A 19,034-nucleotide genomic window follows, 5' to 3' on the forward strand; every position below is an offset into this window, starting at 1 on the left:
GACGAAAAGCCGTCAGCCGACTTCGGTTGCCCGTTCCGGCGACGGCCAGTCTTCGTAAGAAGCATTCTTGATACTTGTCATGGAAGCCGCGCGTCAGTTGGCGCACAATGCGCATGTCCAAGCGTTTTACTCAGGTATCGCGACCATGCCGTCCTCTTCGTCTTCCCTGTCTTCTACCACGTTGGCGCGCCTGCCCGTGGCGCGTCTGGCCTTCCGCCCCTTCTTCCTGCTGGCGGCGCTGTTCAGCGTGCTCGCCATGGTGGTGTGGTTCGCCTTCTGGCACGGCGATATTCTGTTGCGCCCGCATGGGGGACTGGTGTGGTGGCATCAGCACGAGATGATCTTCGGTTTCGCCACGGCCGTGGTGGCGGGCTTCCTGCTCACCGCCGTACAGAACTGGACCGGGCAGCGAAGCCTGCACGGCGCGCCGTTGCTGGGTCTGGTGGCGCTGTGGCTCGCCGCACGGCTGCTGATCGCCTTTCCGGCCGGGCTGCCGGGGTGGCTGATCGCCACCGTGGACGTAGCCTTCCTGCCGGTAGTGGGCATCGTCATGGCGCGGCTGGTGATCGCCGCCCGGCGTTGGCGCAACCTGATCTTCCTGCCCGCCCTGGCGCTGCTGACGCTGGCCAACCTGACCATGCACCTGGGCGTGCTCGACGGCGATGCGCTACTGATTCGCCAGTCGGCCTACCTGGCCGTGCTGCTGATCACTCTGCTGATGGTGGTGGTGGGCGGCCGCGTGATCGCCATGTTCACCGCCAATCGCCTGGGTCTGACGCGCAAGCCTCCGATCGCGACGCTAGAGTATGTCAGCCTCGGCAGCGTCATGGCGGTGGTGGTGGCGCAGTTGCTGGCGACGCTGGGGGCGGCGCTGCCGGCACCCCTGCTGGCCGCCCTGATGGGCCTGGCCGCCCTGACCAACGGCGTGCGCCTGGCGCGTTGGGGCGGGTTGCATAGCTGGCGCGAGCCGCTGCTGTGGGGGCTGCACCTGAGCTATGCCTTCATTCCGGTGGGTCTGGCGATGTGGGCCCTGGCGCTGCTTGGCGCTTTCCGCGTGGACGTGGCGGTGCACGCCCTGACCATCGGCGGCATGGGTACGATGATGCTGTCGATGATGGCGCGCGTCTCGCTGGGGCACACCGCTCGCCCCATCCGTACCTTGCCGGGCATCGGCGTGGCGCTGGGACTGATGGTGGCTGCCGCGCTGCTGCGCTCGCCGGTGTTGGCGCTCTTCCCGCAGATCACCCACTGGACCTACAACCTGGGCATCATCTTCTGGTGCCTGGCCTACGGCGTCTTCCTGTTCCACTATACGGTGCCATTGCTGTCGTCGCGTGCCGATGGCCAGGACGGCTAGCCGGCGCTACGCGCCAACGCCATGAGTCGCGAACGTCGAGCGACGATTCTGCCCGCAGCCCGCAGCCCGCAGCCCGCAGCCCGCAGCCCGCAGCCCGCAGCCCGCAGCCGGAGTCGACCATGCTGGAGTACTACCTGCCGATCAAGCACCTGCACCTGCTGACCGTGACGCTGAGTCTGGCGTTCTTCGTGGTGCGTGCGGTGTGGTCGGTACGCCAGTCGCCGCTCCTGCAGCGACGCTGGGTGAAGGTGCTGCCGCACCTCAACGATACCCTGCTGCTCACGTTCGGCGTGCTGCTGATGGCAATGCTGTCGATGTGGCCTCACCAGCACCCTTGGCTCGCTGCCAAACTCGTCGCCCTGCTGCTCTACATCGGCCTGGGTACCGTGGCCATCAAGCGCGGACGCAGCCCGGTCACCCGAGCCGTGGCGGCGGTGGCAGCATTGGCGGCCTTCGCCTACATGGTGGGGGCTGCCGTCGCTCATCACCCGCTCTCCTGGCTGGTGATCCTGTCAGCTGGCTGACGCGTTCCGGGTGTCTATACTGAGGGCGCGTCAACGATTCACTCGCCAGGAAGGATGAGCCCAATGAGCGACCAATCACTCCCCAGCGGTGCCGGCAAGGTGGCCGAGCAGTATCCGGCGGTCTGGGAGGCGTTTCAGACGCTCGGCCAGCGTTGTGCCGAGAGCGGGCCGCTGGATGCACGAACTCGCCGCCTGGTCAAGCTGGCCCTGGCCGCAGGTGCCGGCTCCGAAGGGGCGGTTCACTCGCACGTGCGGCGCGGTCTGCACGAAGGCATCGAGCCCGAGGCGCTGCGCCAGGTAGCCCTGCTGGCCGTGCCTACGCTGGGCCTGCCGGCTGGGGTTGCAGCGCTGACCTGGATCGATGATATCGTCGAAAGCTGAGCAGCGGTTGCCGGCTCTGCCGGCTGGCCTGCGACATCGTGTCGCGAGTGGCCGGGCGGCGCCATCATCGTGGTATTGGCGCTTCTTTTCTCCAATTTGACCAAGGTCAATGCCCTGGCGGGGTGGCTCCTGCTATTCTAAACATGCATCATAAATGCATGTTTAAAAAAAGGGGTGGGACCGGTCGATATCGGCTGCGGGTCCTGCGAATGCCAAGCAAGCAAGGGGGGATGGCCCATGACCGAAGGCCTCACCAAGGCAGCGGCCCGCAATATCTTCTATGGCGGCTCGCTGTTTTTCTTCCTGTTGTTTACCGCGCTGACGGCTCATAGCCATTGGTACATGGTCAACGACTCGACGGATAAGGAAGGGTTGACCGACTCCGTCGAACTCGGCAAGCACGTCTGGGAAGAGAACATGTGCATCAACTGCCACAGCATCATGGGCGAAGGTGCCTATTTCGCGCCGGAACTGGGCAACGTGTGGGAGCGCTATGGCGGTCACGACAACCCGGAAGGCGCGCGCATGGCACTCACCGCCTGGATGCGGGCGCAGCCGACCGGCGCCGAAGGTCGTCGCCAGATGCCGTATTTCGACCTCAGCGACGAGGAGATGAACGCACTGATCGACTTCCTCAAGTGGACCGACTCCATCGACGACCAGGATTGGCCACCGCACCCCGCCGGGTGAGCGGCGTGACGTGAGTCCGGGTTGATGATGCAAGGAGAACGAGACCGATGAAATACGAAACCCAGAAGGTGGCCTTGCCATTCTTCATGGTGGCCATGGCCCTGTTCGCACTGCAGATCGTCTTCGGTCTGCTGGCGGCCACCGTCTATATCGCACCCAACTTCATGGCTGAGGTGATGCCCTTCAACATCATGCGCGTCAGCCATACCAACCTGCTGATCGTGTGGCTGCTGATCGGTTTCATGGGCAGCACTTACTACCTGATGCCCGAAGAGGCCGAGCGCGAGATCCACAGCCCCGGCCTGGCCTACCTGCAGCTGGCGATCTTCGCCTTTGCCGGTGCGGCGGCGCTGGTCGGCTATCAGTTCGGCATTCACGAGGGGCGCGAGTTTCTCGAGCAGCCGTTCTGGATCAAGGTGCTGATCACCATTTCCTATCTGATCTTCCTGTTCAATACCAGCATGACCCTGCTCAAGGGTCGCAAGACGGCGATCAACCTGGTGCTGATGCTGGGTCTGTGGCTGGCGGCGGTGTTCTGGCTGTTCGCTTTCTACAACCCCTCCAACCTGGCGGTGGACAAGCTCTACTGGTGGTGGGTCGTGCACCTGTGGGTCGAAGGCGTGTGGGAGCTGATCATGGCTTCGCTGCTCGGCTATCTGCTGATCAAGATGTCCGGCGTCGACCGCGAGGTCATCGAGAAGTGGCTCTACGTCATCGTCGGCCTGTCGCTGTTCTCGGGCTTGCTGGGTACCGGTCACCACTACTACTGGATCGGTGCGCCGAGCTACTGGCAGCCCATTGGCAGCATCTTCTCCACCCTCGAGGTGATTCCGTTCTTCGCCATGGTGGTGTTCGCTTTCTACATGTTCTGGAAAGGCAGCCGTAACCACCCCAACAAGGCGGCCATGCTCTGGGCCCTGGGCTGCCCGACCATCGCCTTCTTCGGTGCCGGCGTGTGGGGCTTCATGCACACCCTGTCGTTCATCAACTACTATACCCACGGTACGCAGGTCACCGCGGCGCACGGCCACCTGGCCTTCTACGGTGCCTACGTGATGCTGATCCTGGGCATCATCACCTACGCCATGCCGCAACTGCGTCGCGTGCAGCCGTACAACCAGGTGATGAACATGTGGGGCTTCTGGATCATGACCTCGGCCATGTGCTTCATGACCTTCACCCTGACCTTTGCCGGCGTCGTTCAGACTCACCTGCAGCGGGTGCTGGGCATGAACTACATGGAGGTGCAGAGCCAGCTCGACCTCTTCTACGTCATGCGTCTGGGCTCTGGCGTCGCGGTGACCGTGGCCGCCGTGATGCTGCTCTACTCTTTCTTCGGCCCGTCACGCGAGCAGGTGCCTGCCACCAGCGCGCCGTTGACCGCAGCCGAGTGAGTGCTCGTCGACGGGGCGCTTGCGCCCCGTCGACCCTTCCCCTGGAGTGACCATGTCCGATACCGCAACTGCCAGCGACTCTGCCGTCGAGCAGACGCTGCCCTATTACGAGCCGGTCGGCAGCGAATGCGCGCTGTTCGAGCAGGCCTATCAGCAGCGGTTGCCGCTGCTGCTCAAGGGGCCGACCGGCTGCGGCAAGACCCGTTTCGTCAGCCACATGGCGGCGAAGCTCGGGCGGCCGCTGTTCACCGTCTCGTGTCACGACGACCTCACCGCCGCCGACCTCACCGGCCGCTATCTCCTGCAGGGTGGCGAAACGCGCTGGGTCGACGGCCCACTGACCCGCGCCGTGCGCGAGGGCGGTATCTGTTACCTCGACGAGGTGGTCGAGGCACGCAAGGACGTCACCGTGGTGTTGCACCCGTTGACCGATGACCGTCGCCTGCTGCCGCTGGAACGCACCGGCGAGCTGCTCGAGGCGCCGGACGATTTCATGCTGGTGGTTTCCTACAATCCTGGCTATCAGCACATCCTCAAGTCGCTCAAGCCGAGCACCCGCCAGCGTTTCGTGGCGATGTCGTTCGATTTTCCGCCCCCCAAGGCAGAGTGCGAGATCGTCGCCCGCGAGAGCGGCCTGGCCTACGATCGCTGCGCTGCCCTGGTCAACCTGGCCTCGCGACTGCGCGCCATGAAAGGCCAGGATCTGGAAGAGGGCGTGTCCACGCGTCTTCTCGTCTATTGTGCGACCCTGATCGCCGCAGGGATGCCGATCCTCGAAGCGACCCAGGCGACCCTGGTGGAGCCGCTCTCCGACGATCAGGACGTTCAGGAGGGGCTGCTGGAATCGATCAAGGCAACCTTTGGGTAAGACGGTACTTTAGTCGCGAGGCGTGTCGAGGGCAGGCCTGCTGCCGGATCAGCCCCGACCATCCCCAGGAGACGATGCATGCTGGACTTTCTCGAGGTCGAGGAGTTCGTCGGCCGCCACTGGCACCGCTGGGCTTCCAGCGCGGCCAGCTATCCGGATCACCCCGAGTCGGCGGTGCATCTGGACGATCTGCGTACGCTGCTCGGTGTCTTCTTTCGCAGTGGCGGTGGCGAGTCCGGTATCGAGGTGGCCGCCATCGCCCGGCGCAACTCTCGTCACCGGCTGTCGCTGCGACAGCGTCTGGGTCTCGACGAAGAGGCGCTGGACCAGGCGCGCCGCGACGAGGAGCACCTGTTGCTGCCGCCACGCGTCGCCCTCTTTCCCGAGGCGGCTCTGAACCGCGACCTCTACCTGTGGCTCACCGCCTATCTGGCATCGGGCCAGCGCGCCCCCACCGCTGCCGATCCGCTGCAGAACGACCTGCTTGCCCTGCGCACGGCGCATCGCACCACGCAGGCGGTGCTCGAGCGCTTCCCGGGCCTGGCCGAACGTCATGCTCGCCTGTGCCGGGCGCTTCTCGAAGTGCGCCCCCAGCGCAAGCGTCTGCCGCCCATGGAAGCGGCGCTCGAGGCCGCGCTGCTGGCTCAGCTCGGCGCCCCGGTACCCGATGACGGCTGGGCCGGCGCCATGCACCGGGCCATCGAGGATGACGCCATGGCATTGGACGACTTCCGCGCCCCGCGCGACTACCGGCCGCCCTTGCCGGTTCCGCTGTGGGGGCAGGTGGTGACGTTGGGTACCCGCGACGGCGCGCGCGAGGACGTCGCCGACGATGCGGAGATCGCCCTGCGTCGCAACCAACCGGAAGACGACGCCGGAAAGCGCCAGGCGGACCGCCGCGAGCAGGATCAGGCCGACCGCGACGACCCACTGATGCTCAACGCCTCGGAGAAGATGCTCTCCTGGGCCGAGATGGTGAACCTGAACCGCCATGTCGAGGACGAGGAGGAGGAAACCGCCAAAGAGGCGGCCGATCAGATCGAGGAGATCGTGCTCAGCCCCAACCGCAAGCAGGCGGCCTCACGGCTCAAGCTCGATCTCGACCTGGCTCCCGATGAGGCGACCGGCGGCCGTCTGGCGGGGCGCCACACCTATCCCGAGTGGCACCATCGCAAGCAGATCTACCTGCCCGACCACTGCGTCGTCCACAGCGACGTGCAGAGCGAGGAGGGCGAGCAGTGGGAGCCCGACGAGCCGACCCGGCGCCGCATCCGCCGCGTGCGCCGCGAGTTCGAGGCCTTGCGACCGCGTCGCGAGATCCTGCGCGGTCAGCTGGACGGCAGCGACCTCGACATGGACGCGGTGATCCGTTCGCGCTGCGATCTGGCCGCCACCGGCGAGGCCAGCGACCGGATCTACCTGTCGGCTCGCGAGCAGGCGCGCGACCTGGCCGTGTCCATCCTCATCGACGTCTCGCTTTCTACCGAAGCCTGGCTTGAGGATCGTCGCGTGCTCGACGTCGAGAAGGAAGCCCTGCTGGTACTGGGGCATGGCCTAGCCGGCTGCGGTGATGACTACGCCATCCACTGCTTCACCTCGCACCGCCGCCACAAGGTGTGGGTCAACACCCTCAAGGGCTTCGAGGAGCGCATGAGCGAACGGGTCGCTCGGCGCATCGCTGCGTTGCGACCCGGTCACTACACGCGCATGGGGCCGGCGATCCGTCACGTCACCCAGGAGCTGGCCAAACGCCCCAACCGCCATCGCCTGCTGCTGGTGCTCACCGACGGCAAACCCAACGATACCGACTACTATGAAGGGCGCTACGGCATCGAGGATACCCGCAAGGCGGTGCTCGAGGCGCGTCAGCAGGAGGTCAAGGTATTCGGCGTGACCGTCGACAGCGAAGGCCACCGCTACGTGCCGCACCTGTTCGGACGGGGCAGCTACGCCATTCTCAACCGCCCCGAGCACCTGTCGCTGGCGCTGCCGGATATCTACCGTCAGATCATTGGCACCTGAGGAAGCATGGCCATGTCCAATCCCCGTCTCGCCATTGCCGTCGCCATCGGGCTCACCATCGGCCTGGCGGTGGTGCTGCCTGTGGCCTGGCTGATCAACAACCGCGACTGGGGGGTGGGGCTGATGCTCGCCGTGCCGCTCATCGTCTATGGCCTGATGCGGCTGGCTCGGATCCTCGAGGCGTGGGCACGCAACCCGCCGCCCTCTTCGTCCCGCTCCCGTTCCAATTCTCCCCGCCGCTGAACGTCGGGGACTCGTTTCACAAGCCCAGCCGCGGCGCCGCATAGCCGGCGCCAATCAACGCCAGCGTCAGGATCACCAGCCCCATGAAGGTGCCCTTCCAGGCTGGAGTGGCGGCGCGCAGGTTGAGATAGACCATCAGCAGCCGCTGGGCCTTGAAACCGGTGACGATCAATACCAGTGCGGCCGACCACAGCGGCAGCGGAGCCCAGCTGCCCTGGTCGAGGCGTGCCGAGAGCATGGCGACGAGCGTCAGCCCCATCAGCGTCAACCAGGTGGCGAGCAGGCGGCGGGTGCCGGGCAGTGCGGTCATGAGACACCTCATGGGTTGGAGAGCCTTCAGCGCAACGGAGTGCCTTCAGCGGAGTAAAGGGACCTCAGCGCAATAAATAGACGAGCGGATAGAGCAAAATCCAGATCAGGTCCACCATGTGCCAGAAGGCGGCGGCGGTCTCCACGTTGTCGGTGGAGGTGCGCCAGGTCACCAGCGCCAGCAGTCCCAGTCCGAACAGCACGTGGGCGAAGTGGAAGGCGGTCAGGCCGTAGTAGAAGCCGAAGAAGAGATGGGTGTCTGGGGTGATGCCGGCAGCGAACTTGTCGGCATATTCGACCACCTTGACCACGCCGAATACCACGCCCAGCGCCATGCTGGCGGTCAGCCACTGGCGGGCGCGTCGCCGCTGATCATGGCCGATGGCTTCCACGGCCAGCGCGACGCACAGCCCGCTGGTCAGCAGCACCAGGGTATTGAGCCCGCCCATCAACGGATCGAGGGCCTGCTGGGCGGCATTGAAGGCGGCCACGTTCGTGGCGCGCTGCCAGGCGTAGAGCGCGAAGAAGGCGGCGAAGACCAGCATCTCGCTGAGTATCAGCACCCACATCAGCGGGTTGCCGGGCAGTGCGGAGAGCGGCCCCCAGCCGGGGTTGGGCAGGGCGCGCGCCGTGCGATGCTCGTAGGAGGACATGCTCACCCCTCCTGTTGCCGGAACTCGCGGCGAACCGTCGTGGAGCCGAGCTTCCAGCCCGCCCAGGCGAACAGTGCCGCCAGCAGCGTGGCCAAGAGGATGATGGCGCTCAGGGTTCCGGTCAGTCCGGCGGTGGGTGCGCTACGATCCACGGCGGCACTGGTGGCGGCCTCCGGCAGCAGGCTGAAGGTGAGCGGCGTGAGGGCCGCGCCTCCCAGCACGGCGACGAAGCCCGTGGCCAGCAGGATGAGAAAGGCACGCCGTGCCCAGGCACGGCGTTGCAGCAGGGCGATCGCCAGCCACAGGGTGAGCACGGCGCCCGCCAGCAGCAGTGCGGCCAAGGCCTGGCTGCGCTCGAGCAGCCAGGCGACTCCGCCGGTCAGCCCGCCGCTGCCGGGCTCGGCGGTCAGAACCAGCGGGAGCCGCTCGCCGGGCAGCAGGGCCAGACCGAGCAAGACGATGGTCACGGCGGCAAAGGCGATGAATCCCCAGGCAATGGTCGTGACGGCGAATGAACGGGTAGGGGGCGCTGCCCCAGGCGAGATCGATGCGCTCATGATACGGCTCCGCGTCAATCGCTCAGGCTGACGGAAGCGCCGCCCAGCCACAGGCTCTTGGGTGCCTCGATGGGGCGACCGGCCATCAGTCGATGGATGCCCACCCCGCAGCGCCCGACCATCCAGATCAGGCAGGCGGTGAAGAAGCCGTAACCCAGTGCCCAGGGTGCCCAGGCGGGCAAGCTGAGCCAGCCGAGCAGCTGCCAGGCGAGCAGGCAGAGCACGGCACCGACGATGCCCAGCCAGAAGGTGCGAATCTGGAACTGCAGATGGCTGGCGACCCAATCGGCGGCCTGGCGGCGGCGCAGGTGGGCGAAGACGACGCCGATCGGCGCCGTGACCACGGCCAGGACGCTACCCAGGTACAGTACGTAGACCACGGCAGCGAGTTTCTTGCCGCGTTCGTCTTCGGCGGCGTCGGAAGGCAGAGGCGCGGATGGTGCGGACATGGCCACCTCCTGGGTGCAGAGTTGCCGGTCGTTGCCGGTTCGATGTCGACCTCGCCAGCGGACGAGGCACGTCGGTTATGAACACCGCTACTATGCCGCAGGACATTCCCGCTGTCCTTGTCACGGATCAATACCCGAGTCCTCGGCTCGGGTATTGGGGCGGGCAGATTGTCGCACTCAGGAGTGGGGCGGTGTCTCGATGACGGTTGCCTGATGGTGTTCGTCCCGGGTGAGCATCGGCACTCGCCGCTCGGTCCACCACATCCACACGATCGAAACCAGCGTCACGCCGAAGCACAGCATCCACACGGTGGTGGCCACGCCGGTGAGATCGACCAGGGCGCCGAACATGATCGGCAGCAGAAAGCCGCCCAGGCCACCGGCCAGCCCCACGATGCCGGAAACCAGGCCGAGATTCTCGTGATAGTCGTTGGAGAGGTACTTGAACACCGAGGCCTTACCGATGCCCCAGGCGATGCCCACCACGAACAGCGCGGCGGTGAACAGCCATACCGGAATGCCGAAGCCGAATTCCACCACGCCCTCGCCGCCGCTGGTCGCCACGCGGTACTGGGTCTCGGGATAGGACATGATGAACAAGGCCACCAGGCTCGCCCACATGCACGCCCAGGTGACGGTGTGGGCGCCGAAGCGGTCGGATAGCCAGCCGCCGAAGGCACGAATCACCCCGGAGGGCAGCACGAAGATGGTGGCGATCAGCGCAGCTAGCTGGATTCCCAGGCCGTATTCGTTCATGTAGTAGCGAGTCAGCCACAGCGAGACGCCCACGTAGCCGCCGAACACCACCGAATAGTACTGGCAATACTTCCATACCTTGGGATCGTTGAGCACCTTGACCTGCTCGCGGAGGGAAACGCGATCGGCATTGCGGTGTGTCGGGTTGGAGTAGGTGAAGAACCAGAAGACGATCGCCGTGATCAGCATGATGGCGGCGTAGAGGTTGGGCACCGCTTGCCAGCCGAGCACTACGATCACCGTGGGGGCGATGAACTTGGTCACCGCGGCGCCCGCGTTGCCGGCACCGAATATGCCCATGGCCAGCCCCTGGCGCTCCTTCTCGAACCACTTGGCGGTATAGGTGATGCCCACCGAGAAGGAGCCGCCGGCCAGGCCGATGAGGGCGCCGAGGATGAGCAACTGCCAGTACTGGGTGGCGAACTGGACCATCCAGATGGCGGGCACGATGAGCACGAGGATGACGAAGAAGACCGGGCGGCCGCCGTAGCGGTCGGTCATCGCCCCCAGGGGCAGGCGCGTGAGCGAGCCCGTGAGGATGGGGACTGCGGTAAGAATGCCGAACTGGGTGCCGTTGAGGCCGAGCTCTTCGGCGATGGGCACGCCGATCTCGCCGAACATCGTCCACACCATGAAGCACATGGTGAAGGCGAAGGTGTTGGCAGCGAGCACCGAATACTGCTTGAAGCGCTGCGAAGCCATGCTCTCTCCTTTGCGGTTCGAAAGACGGTGTGCGACGGGCGCAAGAGCGGCCGTCGCACGCTGGATTGCACTACCCGCCCGGCTAGGGTTTGAGCGGTGCCTGCTCCTGCTCTTCGATCAGGCGGTCCACCGAAGAGACGTAGTACTCCTCGTCGAAGGCCCCTTCCGGCTCTTTCAGCCACAGCAGGCAGATCAGCCAGCTGAGGAAGGCGCCGGTGGCGATGATGTAGAAGAACTGAGTGGGCGTGACGAAGGTGAAGATGGTCAGGTAGACCACCGCTCCCACGTTGCCGTAGGCGCCGGCCATGCCCGAGATCTGGCCGGTGATACGGCGCTTGATCGAGGGAATGATGCCGAAGGTCGCCCCTTCCGCCCCCTGCACGAAGAAGGAGGTAAAGATGGTGATGGCAATGGCGATGATCAGCGGCCAGCTGGCATCGAGCAGGCCCATCAGTACGAAGCCGATGCCGATGCCGAACATGTAGCTGAGCATCACGAAGCGGCGGTTGCCCAGACGGTCGGAAACCAGCCCGCCCATGGGGCGCGCCACCAGGTTGACGAAGGCGAACGAGGCGGCGATCAGGCCGGCGGCAGCGGCGCTGAGCCCCCAGGTCTGCTCGAAGAACATCGGCAGCATGGAAACCACTGCCAGCTCGGCGCCGAAGTTGGCGAAGTAGGTGCTGTTGAGCGCGGCCACGCTGTTGAAGGAGTATCGGTCGTCTTCCGGTACGCCCTTCTTGAGAAGCGGCACGTTGACGCGCAGGATCTGCACGATCTGATAGCCGACCACGGCGATGATCGCCAGGTAAGCGATGGCCGCACCGGTGGTGGAGAGGTAGCCCAGGTTCTGGATGCGCCACACCAGGATGCCCAGTACGCCCACCAGCGGGATTGTCCACAGGATCAGCTTGACCATGTCGCCCCAGCTACTCACCTCCATGGCCAGCGCCTTGCGCGGCTTGCGGTGGGCCTTGGCATCGGGGCCGTCGGTGATGGCGAACCAGTAGTAGACGCCGTAGGCGGCCATGACGATGGCGCTCTGGGCAATGGCCCAACGCCAGCCATCGGCACCGCCGTACCAGGTGATGGCGATGGTCGGCAGGGTCATGGCGGCGGCGGCGGAGCCGAAGTTGCCCCAGCCAGCGTAGAAACCCTCGGCGAAGCCGATGTGCTTGGGCTTGAACCACAGCGCCGTCATGTGGATGCCCACCACGAAGCTGGCGCCGACGGAACTCAGTACCAGGCGGGAAACCAGCAACTGGGTCATGGTATCGCCGAAGGCGAACACCAGGGCGGGGATCGACATGCTCACCATCAGCACCGAGAACACCCGGCGCGGGCCGAAGCGGTCGAGTGCCATGCCCACGATGATGCGCGCCGGGATGGTCAGCGCGACGTTGCAGATGGCGAACAGCTTGAGGTCGTCCGCCGTCAGCCAGTCCACGCTCTTGAGCATGCTGCTGGCCAGCGGCGCCATGTTGAACCAGACGTAGAAGGTGATGAAGAAGGCGATCCAGGTCAGGTGCAGGGCCCGGATCTCGGGGGTGCGGAACTTGAATAGGTCGGCGACTTTCATGGTCGTGTCATCCTGATCTCGCGAAGGAAGAAGCCTGTAACCCCGTGTCAGGGGCTGGGAAAGATCAGCAGAGGACACTCCACTCGCCGGGCGAGGAAGGAGCTGACGCTGCCGAAGGTCATGTAGTCGAGTTCGTCGACGAAGTAGCTCAGCGACTGGGCGATGATGCCCCCGTCGGGCTTGTTGCTGTGGCGAGCGATGATCAACAGATCGGGCCGGTGCTTCTGGGTGGCGTGCAGCAGCATCTTGCGCGCGTCCCCTTCGGCGAGACTCCAGTCGACGTCGAAACCCTCCCGGGTGGCGAAGTCGGCGCCTTCCTGAAGCGCCTTCTTGAGTTGGTCGACCTCTTCCTGGAAGAGATCCTCGTTGGCGTCGGTGGCGTCGCGCGGGTTCTCGGCGACCCCTACCAGCATCAGCAGCGGCGCGTTGCAGCGGAACATGCCGATCGTCTGAGCGAGCGCCAGCTTGGCGTTACGTGAGCCGTCATAGGCGATCATGATCTTCATGACTTACCTCCGTGTGAGACGGACTTTCGAGTGACCGTGCCCGAACTCGGGGGAGAGGAGCACGGTCGTGACGGCGTCAGGGTGGGTCGCTATTAGGGGTTCTTGATCTCGGCGTTCGGGCGCAGGTAGAACCACCAGTTCACCACCAGGCAGATCGCGTAGAAGATCGCGAAGCCGTACATGGCGAGTTCCGGGGTACCCAGCTTGATCTGCTCGCCCATCACCCGCGGGGCGATGAAGGCGCCGTAGGCGGCCACGGCGGAAGTCCAGCCCAGCACCGGGCCCTTCTGTTGCTGGTCGAAGATCACCCCGATGGTGCGGAAGGTGGAACCGTTGCCGATGCCGCTGGCGGCGAACAGCACGATGAAGAGCACCAGGAACATCCAGAAGTACTGGTTGGGATCGGTCGAGTTGTAGGCCAGCATCATCACGTAGCCCACGGCCGCCGAGGCGATCACCATGATCACCGAGATCACCTGGGTGACGATGGAGCCGCCCAGCTTGTCGGAGATCCAGCCGCCCACCGGACGTATCAGGGCGCCGACGAAGGGACCCATCCAGGCCCAGGTCAGGGCGCTGGGCGCGTCGGGGTTGGCGATGCGGGTGACGCTGCCGTCGGCAGCGACTTCCATCATGTTGCCGAAGATGACGGTGATGGAGAGCGGCAGGGCCGCCGAGAAGCCAATGAAGGAGCCGAAGGTGGCGATGTAGAGCACCGTCATCGACCAGGTGTGCTTGTTGCGGAAGATGGCGAACTGCTTCTGGATGTTGACGCGGATCTGGCCGGGCATCAGACGCAGCAGAGCGAGCGTCAGAGCGATGGTCAGCGGCAGGGCGATCCACATGTTGAGCCACCCCAGTGCCACTACGCCGGCGATGGAGGTTAGCATGCCCACGGCGTAGAGGCCGAGAATCTTGCCGAAGGCGGCGGCCGGGCTGCCGGGGTTGGGGGTGATGTCGCGGATGTTGTTCATGCCGAACCAGCCGGCGAAGGCCAGCGGGATCAGAAACACCAGCCAGACGAAGCCGGCATTCTGGATCCAGGTCTCGGTACCCGCCTCGATGCGTCCGATCAGGGTGCCGCTGGCCTGCTGCAGCTCCATGGGAGCGCCGGCGATGGCGCCGAAGATGCCCACCGTCATCACCAGCGGAATCAGGATCTGCATGGTGGTGACGCCGAAGTTGCCCAGCCCGGCGTTCATGCCCAGGGCGTAGCCCTGCTGTTTCTTCGGGTAGAAGGTGGAGATGTTGCTCATCGAGCAGGCGAAGTTGCCGCCGCCGATGCCCGAGAGCAGAGCCAGGGCCTGAAAGACCCAGAAGGGGGTGCCCGGGTTCATCAACGCGATGCCGGTGCCGGCGGCGGGAAGCATCAGCAGCGCCGTGGTCAGGAAGATGGTGTTGCGCCCGCCGGCGATGCGGATCATGAACGAGGCGGGAATGCGCAGGGTGGCGCCGGAAAGGCCGGCAATCGCCGTCAGCGTGAACAGCTGGTCGACGCTGAACGGAAAACCGAGGTTGCGCATCTGGGTGGTGATCATGCCCCACATCAGCCAGACCGCGAAGCCCATCAGCAGGCTGGGAATGGAGATCCACAGGTTGCGCGTGGCGACCTTCTTGCCCTCGCGCTCCCAGAAAGCGTCGTTCTCGACGTCCCAGTGTTCGAGGTCGGCATTCTTCCTGCCGGAGGCGACCTTGCCCAGGTCGGCGTCTGTGTTGGCCATGGTGGTTTCCCCTGATGGTGAGTCCGTCGATGCCCGGCTTGCACCCTGAGGCCTGACCGGGATCAATTCAGTGCAGATGCTCGAAAGATACGACGCCGCTCGGGGCGGTGAAACCGGCCGAAATGGCCGTGAAATCAGGGAAATACCACTTGAGGGGTAGCAGGGGTATTTTTATAACTCACTGTCTTCATTGGTGTTGCAAAAATCGGCAGGCAAAAGAAAGGCGCCCTGTCGGCGCCGAAAAGTCATTGGAGGTATCCACACAGAACCCGTTCTTACCTCTCTCGTTTTCCTACCGGTCGATGCCTTCCTGGACGGCCCACACCGCCGCCTCCACCCGCGAGCGCAGGTTGAGCTTCTTGAGCAGGTGCTTGACGTGCACCTTCACCGTGCCCTCGGTGATGTCGAGCTTGCGGGCGATCAGCTTGTTGGAGAGTCCGGCGGCCAGCTCGCGCAGGATTTCGCGCTCGCGCTGGGTCAGGCTGTGGATGTCCGGCGTGGCCGGTTGCGTGCGTTGGCTGCGCAGCGCTTCGGCGAGCAGGGCGGTGAGACTCTCGCTGACCACCATGCGGCCCAGGGCGGCCTGGCGCAGCTGGCGTACCATCTCCTCGGGCTCCATGTCCTTGAGCAGATAACCGTCGGCGCCGGCGCGCAGCGCCGCCACCAGGTCGTCCTCGTGGTCGGAAACGGTGAACATCACGATGCGCCCGGCGAAACCTGCCTCGCGCAGCGCCTTGAGGGTCTGGATGCCGTCCATGCCCGGCATGTTGAGATCCAGCAGGATCATGTCCGGGTCGAGTTCATCGGCCAGGCGGACGCCTTCGCTGGGCTCGCCGGTGTCGCCGACCAGCGTGAGGTCGTCCTCCAGTTCGAGCAACTGGGCGACGCCGCGCCGCAACAGGGGGTGGTCGTCGATGATCAGGATGCTGGCGGGGGTCTCGTGGTCGGACGGTGCCATGGGGGTCAGTTTCCTTGCTCGTGGACGGTGGAAGACGATGCCGGCTGGCGGGTGATCAGTCGCGCCGTCTGCGGGGTGAACGTGAGCTCGATGCGCGTGCCACCGCCAGCCCGGTTGGCGATGACCAGTTCGCCGCCGAGGGTCTGGGCACGGTCGCGCATGATCACCAGTCCGTAGTGCATGGGTGGCGAGGCATCGTCCTCGAGACCCACGCCGTCGTCTTCGATGGACAGGTGGATGCGTGCCTGCTCGAAGCGTACGGCGACCGATGCCCAGTGCGCCTCGGCGTGCTTGTGAGTGTTGCTCAGCGCCTCGCGGGCGATCTGCAGCACGTGAATCTCTTCGTTGGGATTGAGCAGGTGGGGCGGTACGTCGTAGTGCAGCTCGACCGGGGCGCCCATGCGCTCGGTGAACTCTTCGGTGGCCTGGCGCAGGGCCGATTGCAGACCCGCGCCTTCCAGCTTGAGGCGGAAGGTGGTGAGCAGCTCGCGCAGCTGGCGATAGGCGCTGTTGAGGCCGGTGCGCAGCTCGTCGAATACCGCGGCCTGGGTTTCGCGCGGAGTGTTCTTGGCCTGCATGCGCTCGAGGCGTGCCACCTGCATCTTGAGATAGGAGAGCGACTGGGCCAGGGAGTCGTGGAGTTCGCGGGCGATCACGGTACGTTCGTTGATCAACGAGACATGCTGCTCCTCTTCGATGCGCCGCTGCAGGTAAACGGCGGTGGCCAGCTGGTCGGCCAGGGCATTGAGCAGGCGCCGCACGCTGTCGGAGAGGCGCTCCTCCCGGGGGTGCCAGATCTCCAGGGTACCGAGCATCTCGTCGCCCACGCTCACCGGCAGCAGCAGGCACTCTCCCTCCTCGGTATCCGGCAGGTTGAGGGGGTGCGGGTCGAGCAGGCAGGCGTGGCAGTCGTGGTCGCGGCAGTAGGCCGGGCGTCGCGCGGACTGGGTGGCCAGGATGGGGATCTGGCGGTCGTCGTAGGGGTCGTTGAGCGACAGCCGGATGGGGCCGATCTCCAGCAGCTGCTCGATGTGCCGGAGCATGGGCGCGGCGCTGGCGCACAGGTCGTTGCCGCCGCCGTACAACGAGCGGCTGCCGTCGTGCATCACCCGCATCACCTGGTTGCTGCGCTCCAGTTCCTGGGTCTGGCGTGCCACGCGTGCTTCCAGTTCGGCATAGCTGGAGGCCAACTGCTCGGCCATGTTGTCGAAGGTGCGCCCGAGGGTGGCCAGTTCATCGTGACCGGTGAGTTTCGTACGGTGGGAGAAGTCGCGGCGCGTTGCCTGGCGGGCCAGCACCAGCAACTGGCGTAGCGGCAGCACCAGGTTGTGACGGATGTCGTAGAGCGCGATGCCTACCACCACCGCCGTCAGGCCGAGAAACAGGATCTGCAGGGCGCTGAGCAGGCGGATCTTGGCTTCGGTGTTCTCCTCCAGCTGGGTGACCATGGTGTCGATGTCGCCGACCAGGTCGTCCAGGGTTCGGTCGAGCTGGCCGCCGCGCAGCTGGCGAGTATCGATGACCTCTTCCACATGGGGGCCCAGTTCGTTGTACCAGCGGGTGAGAATGAGGCGGTACTGCTTGCGCAATTCGTGGGCTTCGGAGCGCGGGATGGCACCGGTCAGCTCCTCGTTTTCCAGGCGCTCGCCGAAGCGCTGGGCGTACACGCGTACTGCCGCCTCGTGGGCGTCGGTGGGCTGGTGCTGGTAGCGCTGCAGAGCGGCGACGATCTGGTAGGTGTTCATGCGCAGCGAGCCGGCCACGTTGATGGCGGCGGCATCGCCCTGGCTGCCTCCGGCCACCGCCATGGTCACCACGATGCTGATCAGCGCCATGCCGCTGATGGCGAGTAGCGAGGCCACGATGCGGGCCACCAGGGAACGTTGCAGCAGTTTCATCGCCGGGTCGGATCTCCGCTGGGTGTCGGGATGGGTAGGGCCGAGGCTCGACTATACCGCAAGCGGCGGCGGGGTAGCCGCATTCGCCTCCAAAGAGGTACCTCGCATGCCCTTTTGACGCTGTCGGCGGCGCTTCCGAGAATGTCTACGACCTTGCCACGGGACGCGTCGTTCATGAAACCTGCCCGGAACGGCCCGGCCGAGGGCCGGCCGATCGACTATCCTTCGCTCGTGGTGGTGCTGCTGTCGCCTCTCGCTTTCGCGCTGGTCTTCGCCAGCTGGACCATTTTCGCCGTGCTCGGGGTGGAGTTGAAGCGCTCGCTGGGCTTCGGCGAGGTGCAGTTCGCCACCCTGCTCGCCATGCCGCTGTTCACCGGGGCGCTGGCGGCGCTGCCCATGGCGATGCTGGCCCGCCGCCTGGGCGGTCGTCGGGTGATGATCGGTTGTCTGCTGCTGATCTGCCCTTTCCTGTGGGCCATCGCGAATTCGCGAGGCTATGCTGATTTCCTGCTGGCCGGTGCCGGCCTGGGGCTGGGCGCCGGCTCGCTGGCCGCGGGCCTCGTCTACGTGGCGGCTCTCGGGCCGCGGCGGCATGCCGGTCTGGCGCTGGGACTCTACGGTGCCGGCATGCTGGGGGCGGGGCTCACCTACTGCCTGCTGCCGCTGATCAGCCGCGCCTACGGCTGGCCGCTGGCGCCCAAGCTCTATCTGCTGCCGGTGCTGCTGGTGGCGCTGCTGCTGTGGGTGTTCGCCGATGATGAGCCACTGGCAGCTTCTTCGGTGTCCGGGACATCCCGGGGGGCGTCGCCGAGCTCGCGTCTGGCTGCGAACCGGTTCGGCTGGCCGCCACTGGCGGTGTGGCGTTTGGCGCTCTATTACAGTTTCTTCTACGGCACCTTCGTGGCGCTGGCGCTGTGGTTGCCCGGCTATCTCGCCGCCCAGTACCAGCTGCCGCTGCAGCACGCAGCGCTGTGGGCCCTGCTGTTCACGCTGCCCGGCGGGCTGGGCCAGATCCTGGGCGGTGCCCTGGCCGACCGGCGCGACTTCCGCGACCTGCGCTGGTGGGTCAGCGCCGTCGTGATGACCTGCCTGTTCTTCCTCTCCTACCCCGACTTCTCCATGCAGATCCACGGCATCCACGGCGATCTGGCGCTGCATTTCAGCATGCCGTTGGTCGGTTTCGTCGCTCTGTTGACGACGATGGGTCTGGCCATGGGCATCGGCAAGGGCAGCCTGATGTGCCTGCTGTACCGCGAGCACGGCGATGACATGGTGCGCTCGGGTGGGCTGGCACTCGCTCTCGGCGGACTGTTTGCCGCACTGCTGCCGCTGATGTTCGTGCTCGGCAACGAATGGATCGGCATCCGCACCGCCGGTTTCATGTTCCTCTATGCCGCGCTGGCCGTGTGCATGCTGCTGATGCGCTGGGATCCGCGCTCGCGCACCGGAGCCGTGGCCTGAGACGGGCTA

19 protein-coding genes are annotated in these 19,034 nt (G+C 65.5%); 9 read left to right on the forward strand and 10 right to left on the reverse strand.

Going from position 1 to position 19,034, the window contains the following annotated elements:
* Window positions 1–145: 145 nt before the first annotated feature.
* From BLP96_RS03150 to BLP96_RS03185, 8 genes are all read left to right on the forward strand, one after another.
* On the forward strand, window positions 146–1,357 hold the full coding sequence (locus BLP96_RS03150) for an NnrS family protein (protein ID WP_089683375.1): 1,212 nt from the start codon (window positions 146–148) through the stop codon (window positions 1,355–1,357).
* A 122-nt stretch (window positions 1,358–1,479) separates the two neighbouring features.
* Window positions 1,480–1,881: a SirB2 family protein gene (locus BLP96_RS03155; protein WP_089683377.1), complete on the forward strand. Its 402-nt coding sequence runs from the start codon at window positions 1,480–1,482 to the stop codon at window positions 1,879–1,881.
* Window positions 1,882–1,944: 63 nt separating this feature from the next.
* Window positions 1,945–2,262, forward strand: a complete 318-nt coding sequence (locus BLP96_RS03160; protein WP_089682988.1) for a carboxymuconolactone decarboxylase family protein — start codon at window positions 1,945–1,947, stop codon at window positions 2,260–2,262.
* A gap of 237 nt (window positions 2,263–2,499) precedes the next feature.
* A complete protein-coding gene (locus tag BLP96_RS03165; protein WP_089682989.1) occupies window positions 2,500–2,952 on the forward strand; it encodes a c-type cytochrome in 453 nt (150 codons plus the stop codon).
* Window positions 2,953–2,999: 47 nt separating this feature from the next.
* The gene (locus tag BLP96_RS03170; RefSeq protein ID WP_089682991.1) at window positions 3,000–4,346 is read left to right on the forward strand and encodes a cbb3-type cytochrome c oxidase subunit I; all 1,347 of its coding nucleotides are present in this window, start codon (window positions 3,000–3,002) and stop codon (window positions 4,344–4,346) included.
* Window positions 4,347–4,398: 52 nt separating this feature from the next.
* A complete protein-coding gene (locus tag BLP96_RS03175) occupies window positions 4,399–5,214 on the forward strand; it encodes a CbbQ/NirQ/NorQ/GpvN family protein (RefSeq protein WP_089682994.1) in 816 nt (271 codons plus the stop codon).
* A 78-nt stretch (window positions 5,215–5,292) separates the two neighbouring features.
* Window positions 5,293–7,236: a nitric oxide reductase activation protein NorD gene (locus tag BLP96_RS03180; RefSeq protein ID WP_089682996.1), complete on the forward strand. Its 1,944-nt coding sequence runs from the start codon at window positions 5,293–5,295 to the stop codon at window positions 7,234–7,236.
* 12 nt (window positions 7,237–7,248) lie between these two features.
* On the forward strand, window positions 7,249–7,479 hold the full coding sequence (locus BLP96_RS03185; RefSeq protein ID WP_089682998.1) for a hypothetical protein: 231 nt from the start codon (window positions 7,249–7,251) through the stop codon (window positions 7,477–7,479).
* A 16-nt stretch (window positions 7,480–7,495) separates the two neighbouring features.
* On the opposite strand, the gene BLP96_RS03190 is transcribed toward BLP96_RS03185, so the two are convergent.
* The 10 genes from BLP96_RS03190 to BLP96_RS03235 form a co-directional block, all read right to left on the reverse strand.
* On the reverse strand, window positions 7,496–7,789 hold the full coding sequence (locus BLP96_RS03190; RefSeq protein WP_089683000.1) for a hypothetical protein: 294 nt from the start codon (window positions 7,787–7,789) through the stop codon (window positions 7,496–7,498).
* Window positions 7,790–7,853: 64 nt separating this feature from the next.
* Entirely contained in the window at window positions 7,854–8,441 is a 588-nt protein-coding gene (locus tag BLP96_RS03195; RefSeq protein ID WP_089683002.1) for a cytochrome c oxidase subunit 3 family protein, read from the reverse strand.
* 2 nt (window positions 8,442–8,443) lie between these two features.
* A complete protein-coding gene (locus BLP96_RS03200) occupies window positions 8,444–8,998 on the reverse strand; it encodes a hypothetical protein (protein WP_089683004.1) in 555 nt (184 codons plus the stop codon).
* A gap of 14 nt (window positions 8,999–9,012) precedes the next feature.
* Entirely contained in the window at window positions 9,013–9,447 is a 435-nt protein-coding gene (locus BLP96_RS03205) for a DUF4870 family protein (RefSeq protein WP_089683005.1), read from the reverse strand.
* 177 nt (window positions 9,448–9,624) lie between these two features.
* Complete coding sequence (locus tag BLP96_RS03210; protein WP_089683007.1) at window positions 9,625–10,905, reverse strand: MFS transporter; 1,281 nt, start codon at window positions 10,903–10,905, stop codon at window positions 9,625–9,627.
* Between the two features lie 82 nt (window positions 10,906–10,987).
* Window positions 10,988–12,481 (reverse strand): MFS transporter, encoded by a 1,494-nt coding sequence (locus BLP96_RS03215; RefSeq protein WP_089683009.1) that lies wholly within the window; start codon window positions 12,479–12,481, stop codon window positions 10,988–10,990.
* Between the two features lie 47 nt (window positions 12,482–12,528).
* Window positions 12,529–12,987, reverse strand: a complete 459-nt coding sequence (locus tag BLP96_RS03220; protein ID WP_089683011.1) for a universal stress protein — start codon at window positions 12,985–12,987, stop codon at window positions 12,529–12,531.
* Window positions 12,988–13,079: 92 nt separating this feature from the next.
* On the reverse strand, window positions 13,080–14,708 hold the full coding sequence (locus tag BLP96_RS03225) for an MFS transporter (protein ID WP_089683013.1): 1,629 nt from the start codon (window positions 14,706–14,708) through the stop codon (window positions 13,080–13,082).
* A 292-nt stretch (window positions 14,709–15,000) separates the two neighbouring features.
* Entirely contained in the window at window positions 15,001–15,666 is a 666-nt protein-coding gene (gene narL, locus BLP96_RS03230; protein ID WP_089683015.1) for a two-component system response regulator NarL, read from the reverse strand.
* Window positions 15,667–15,671: 5 nt separating this feature from the next.
* Window positions 15,672–17,564 carry a histidine kinase gene (locus BLP96_RS03235; protein ID WP_089683017.1) on the reverse strand — a complete coding sequence of 631 codons (1,893 nt, stop codon included), beginning with the start codon at window positions 17,562–17,564 and terminating at the stop codon, window positions 15,672–15,674.
* Window positions 17,565–17,738: 174 nt separating this feature from the next.
* Here BLP96_RS03235 and BLP96_RS03240 point away from each other — a divergent pair, with 174 nt between their 5' ends.
* Window positions 17,739–19,025 (forward strand): MFS transporter, encoded by a 1,287-nt coding sequence (locus tag BLP96_RS03240; RefSeq protein WP_176761442.1) that lies wholly within the window; start codon window positions 17,739–17,741, stop codon window positions 19,023–19,025.
* The last annotated feature ends 9 nt before the right edge of the window (window positions 19,026–19,034 follow it).

It is taken from the genome of Billgrantia gudaonensis (assembly GCF_900100195.1).
GTDB classification, from domain to species: domain Bacteria; phylum Pseudomonadota; class Gammaproteobacteria; order Pseudomonadales; family Halomonadaceae; genus Halomonas; species Halomonas gudaonensis.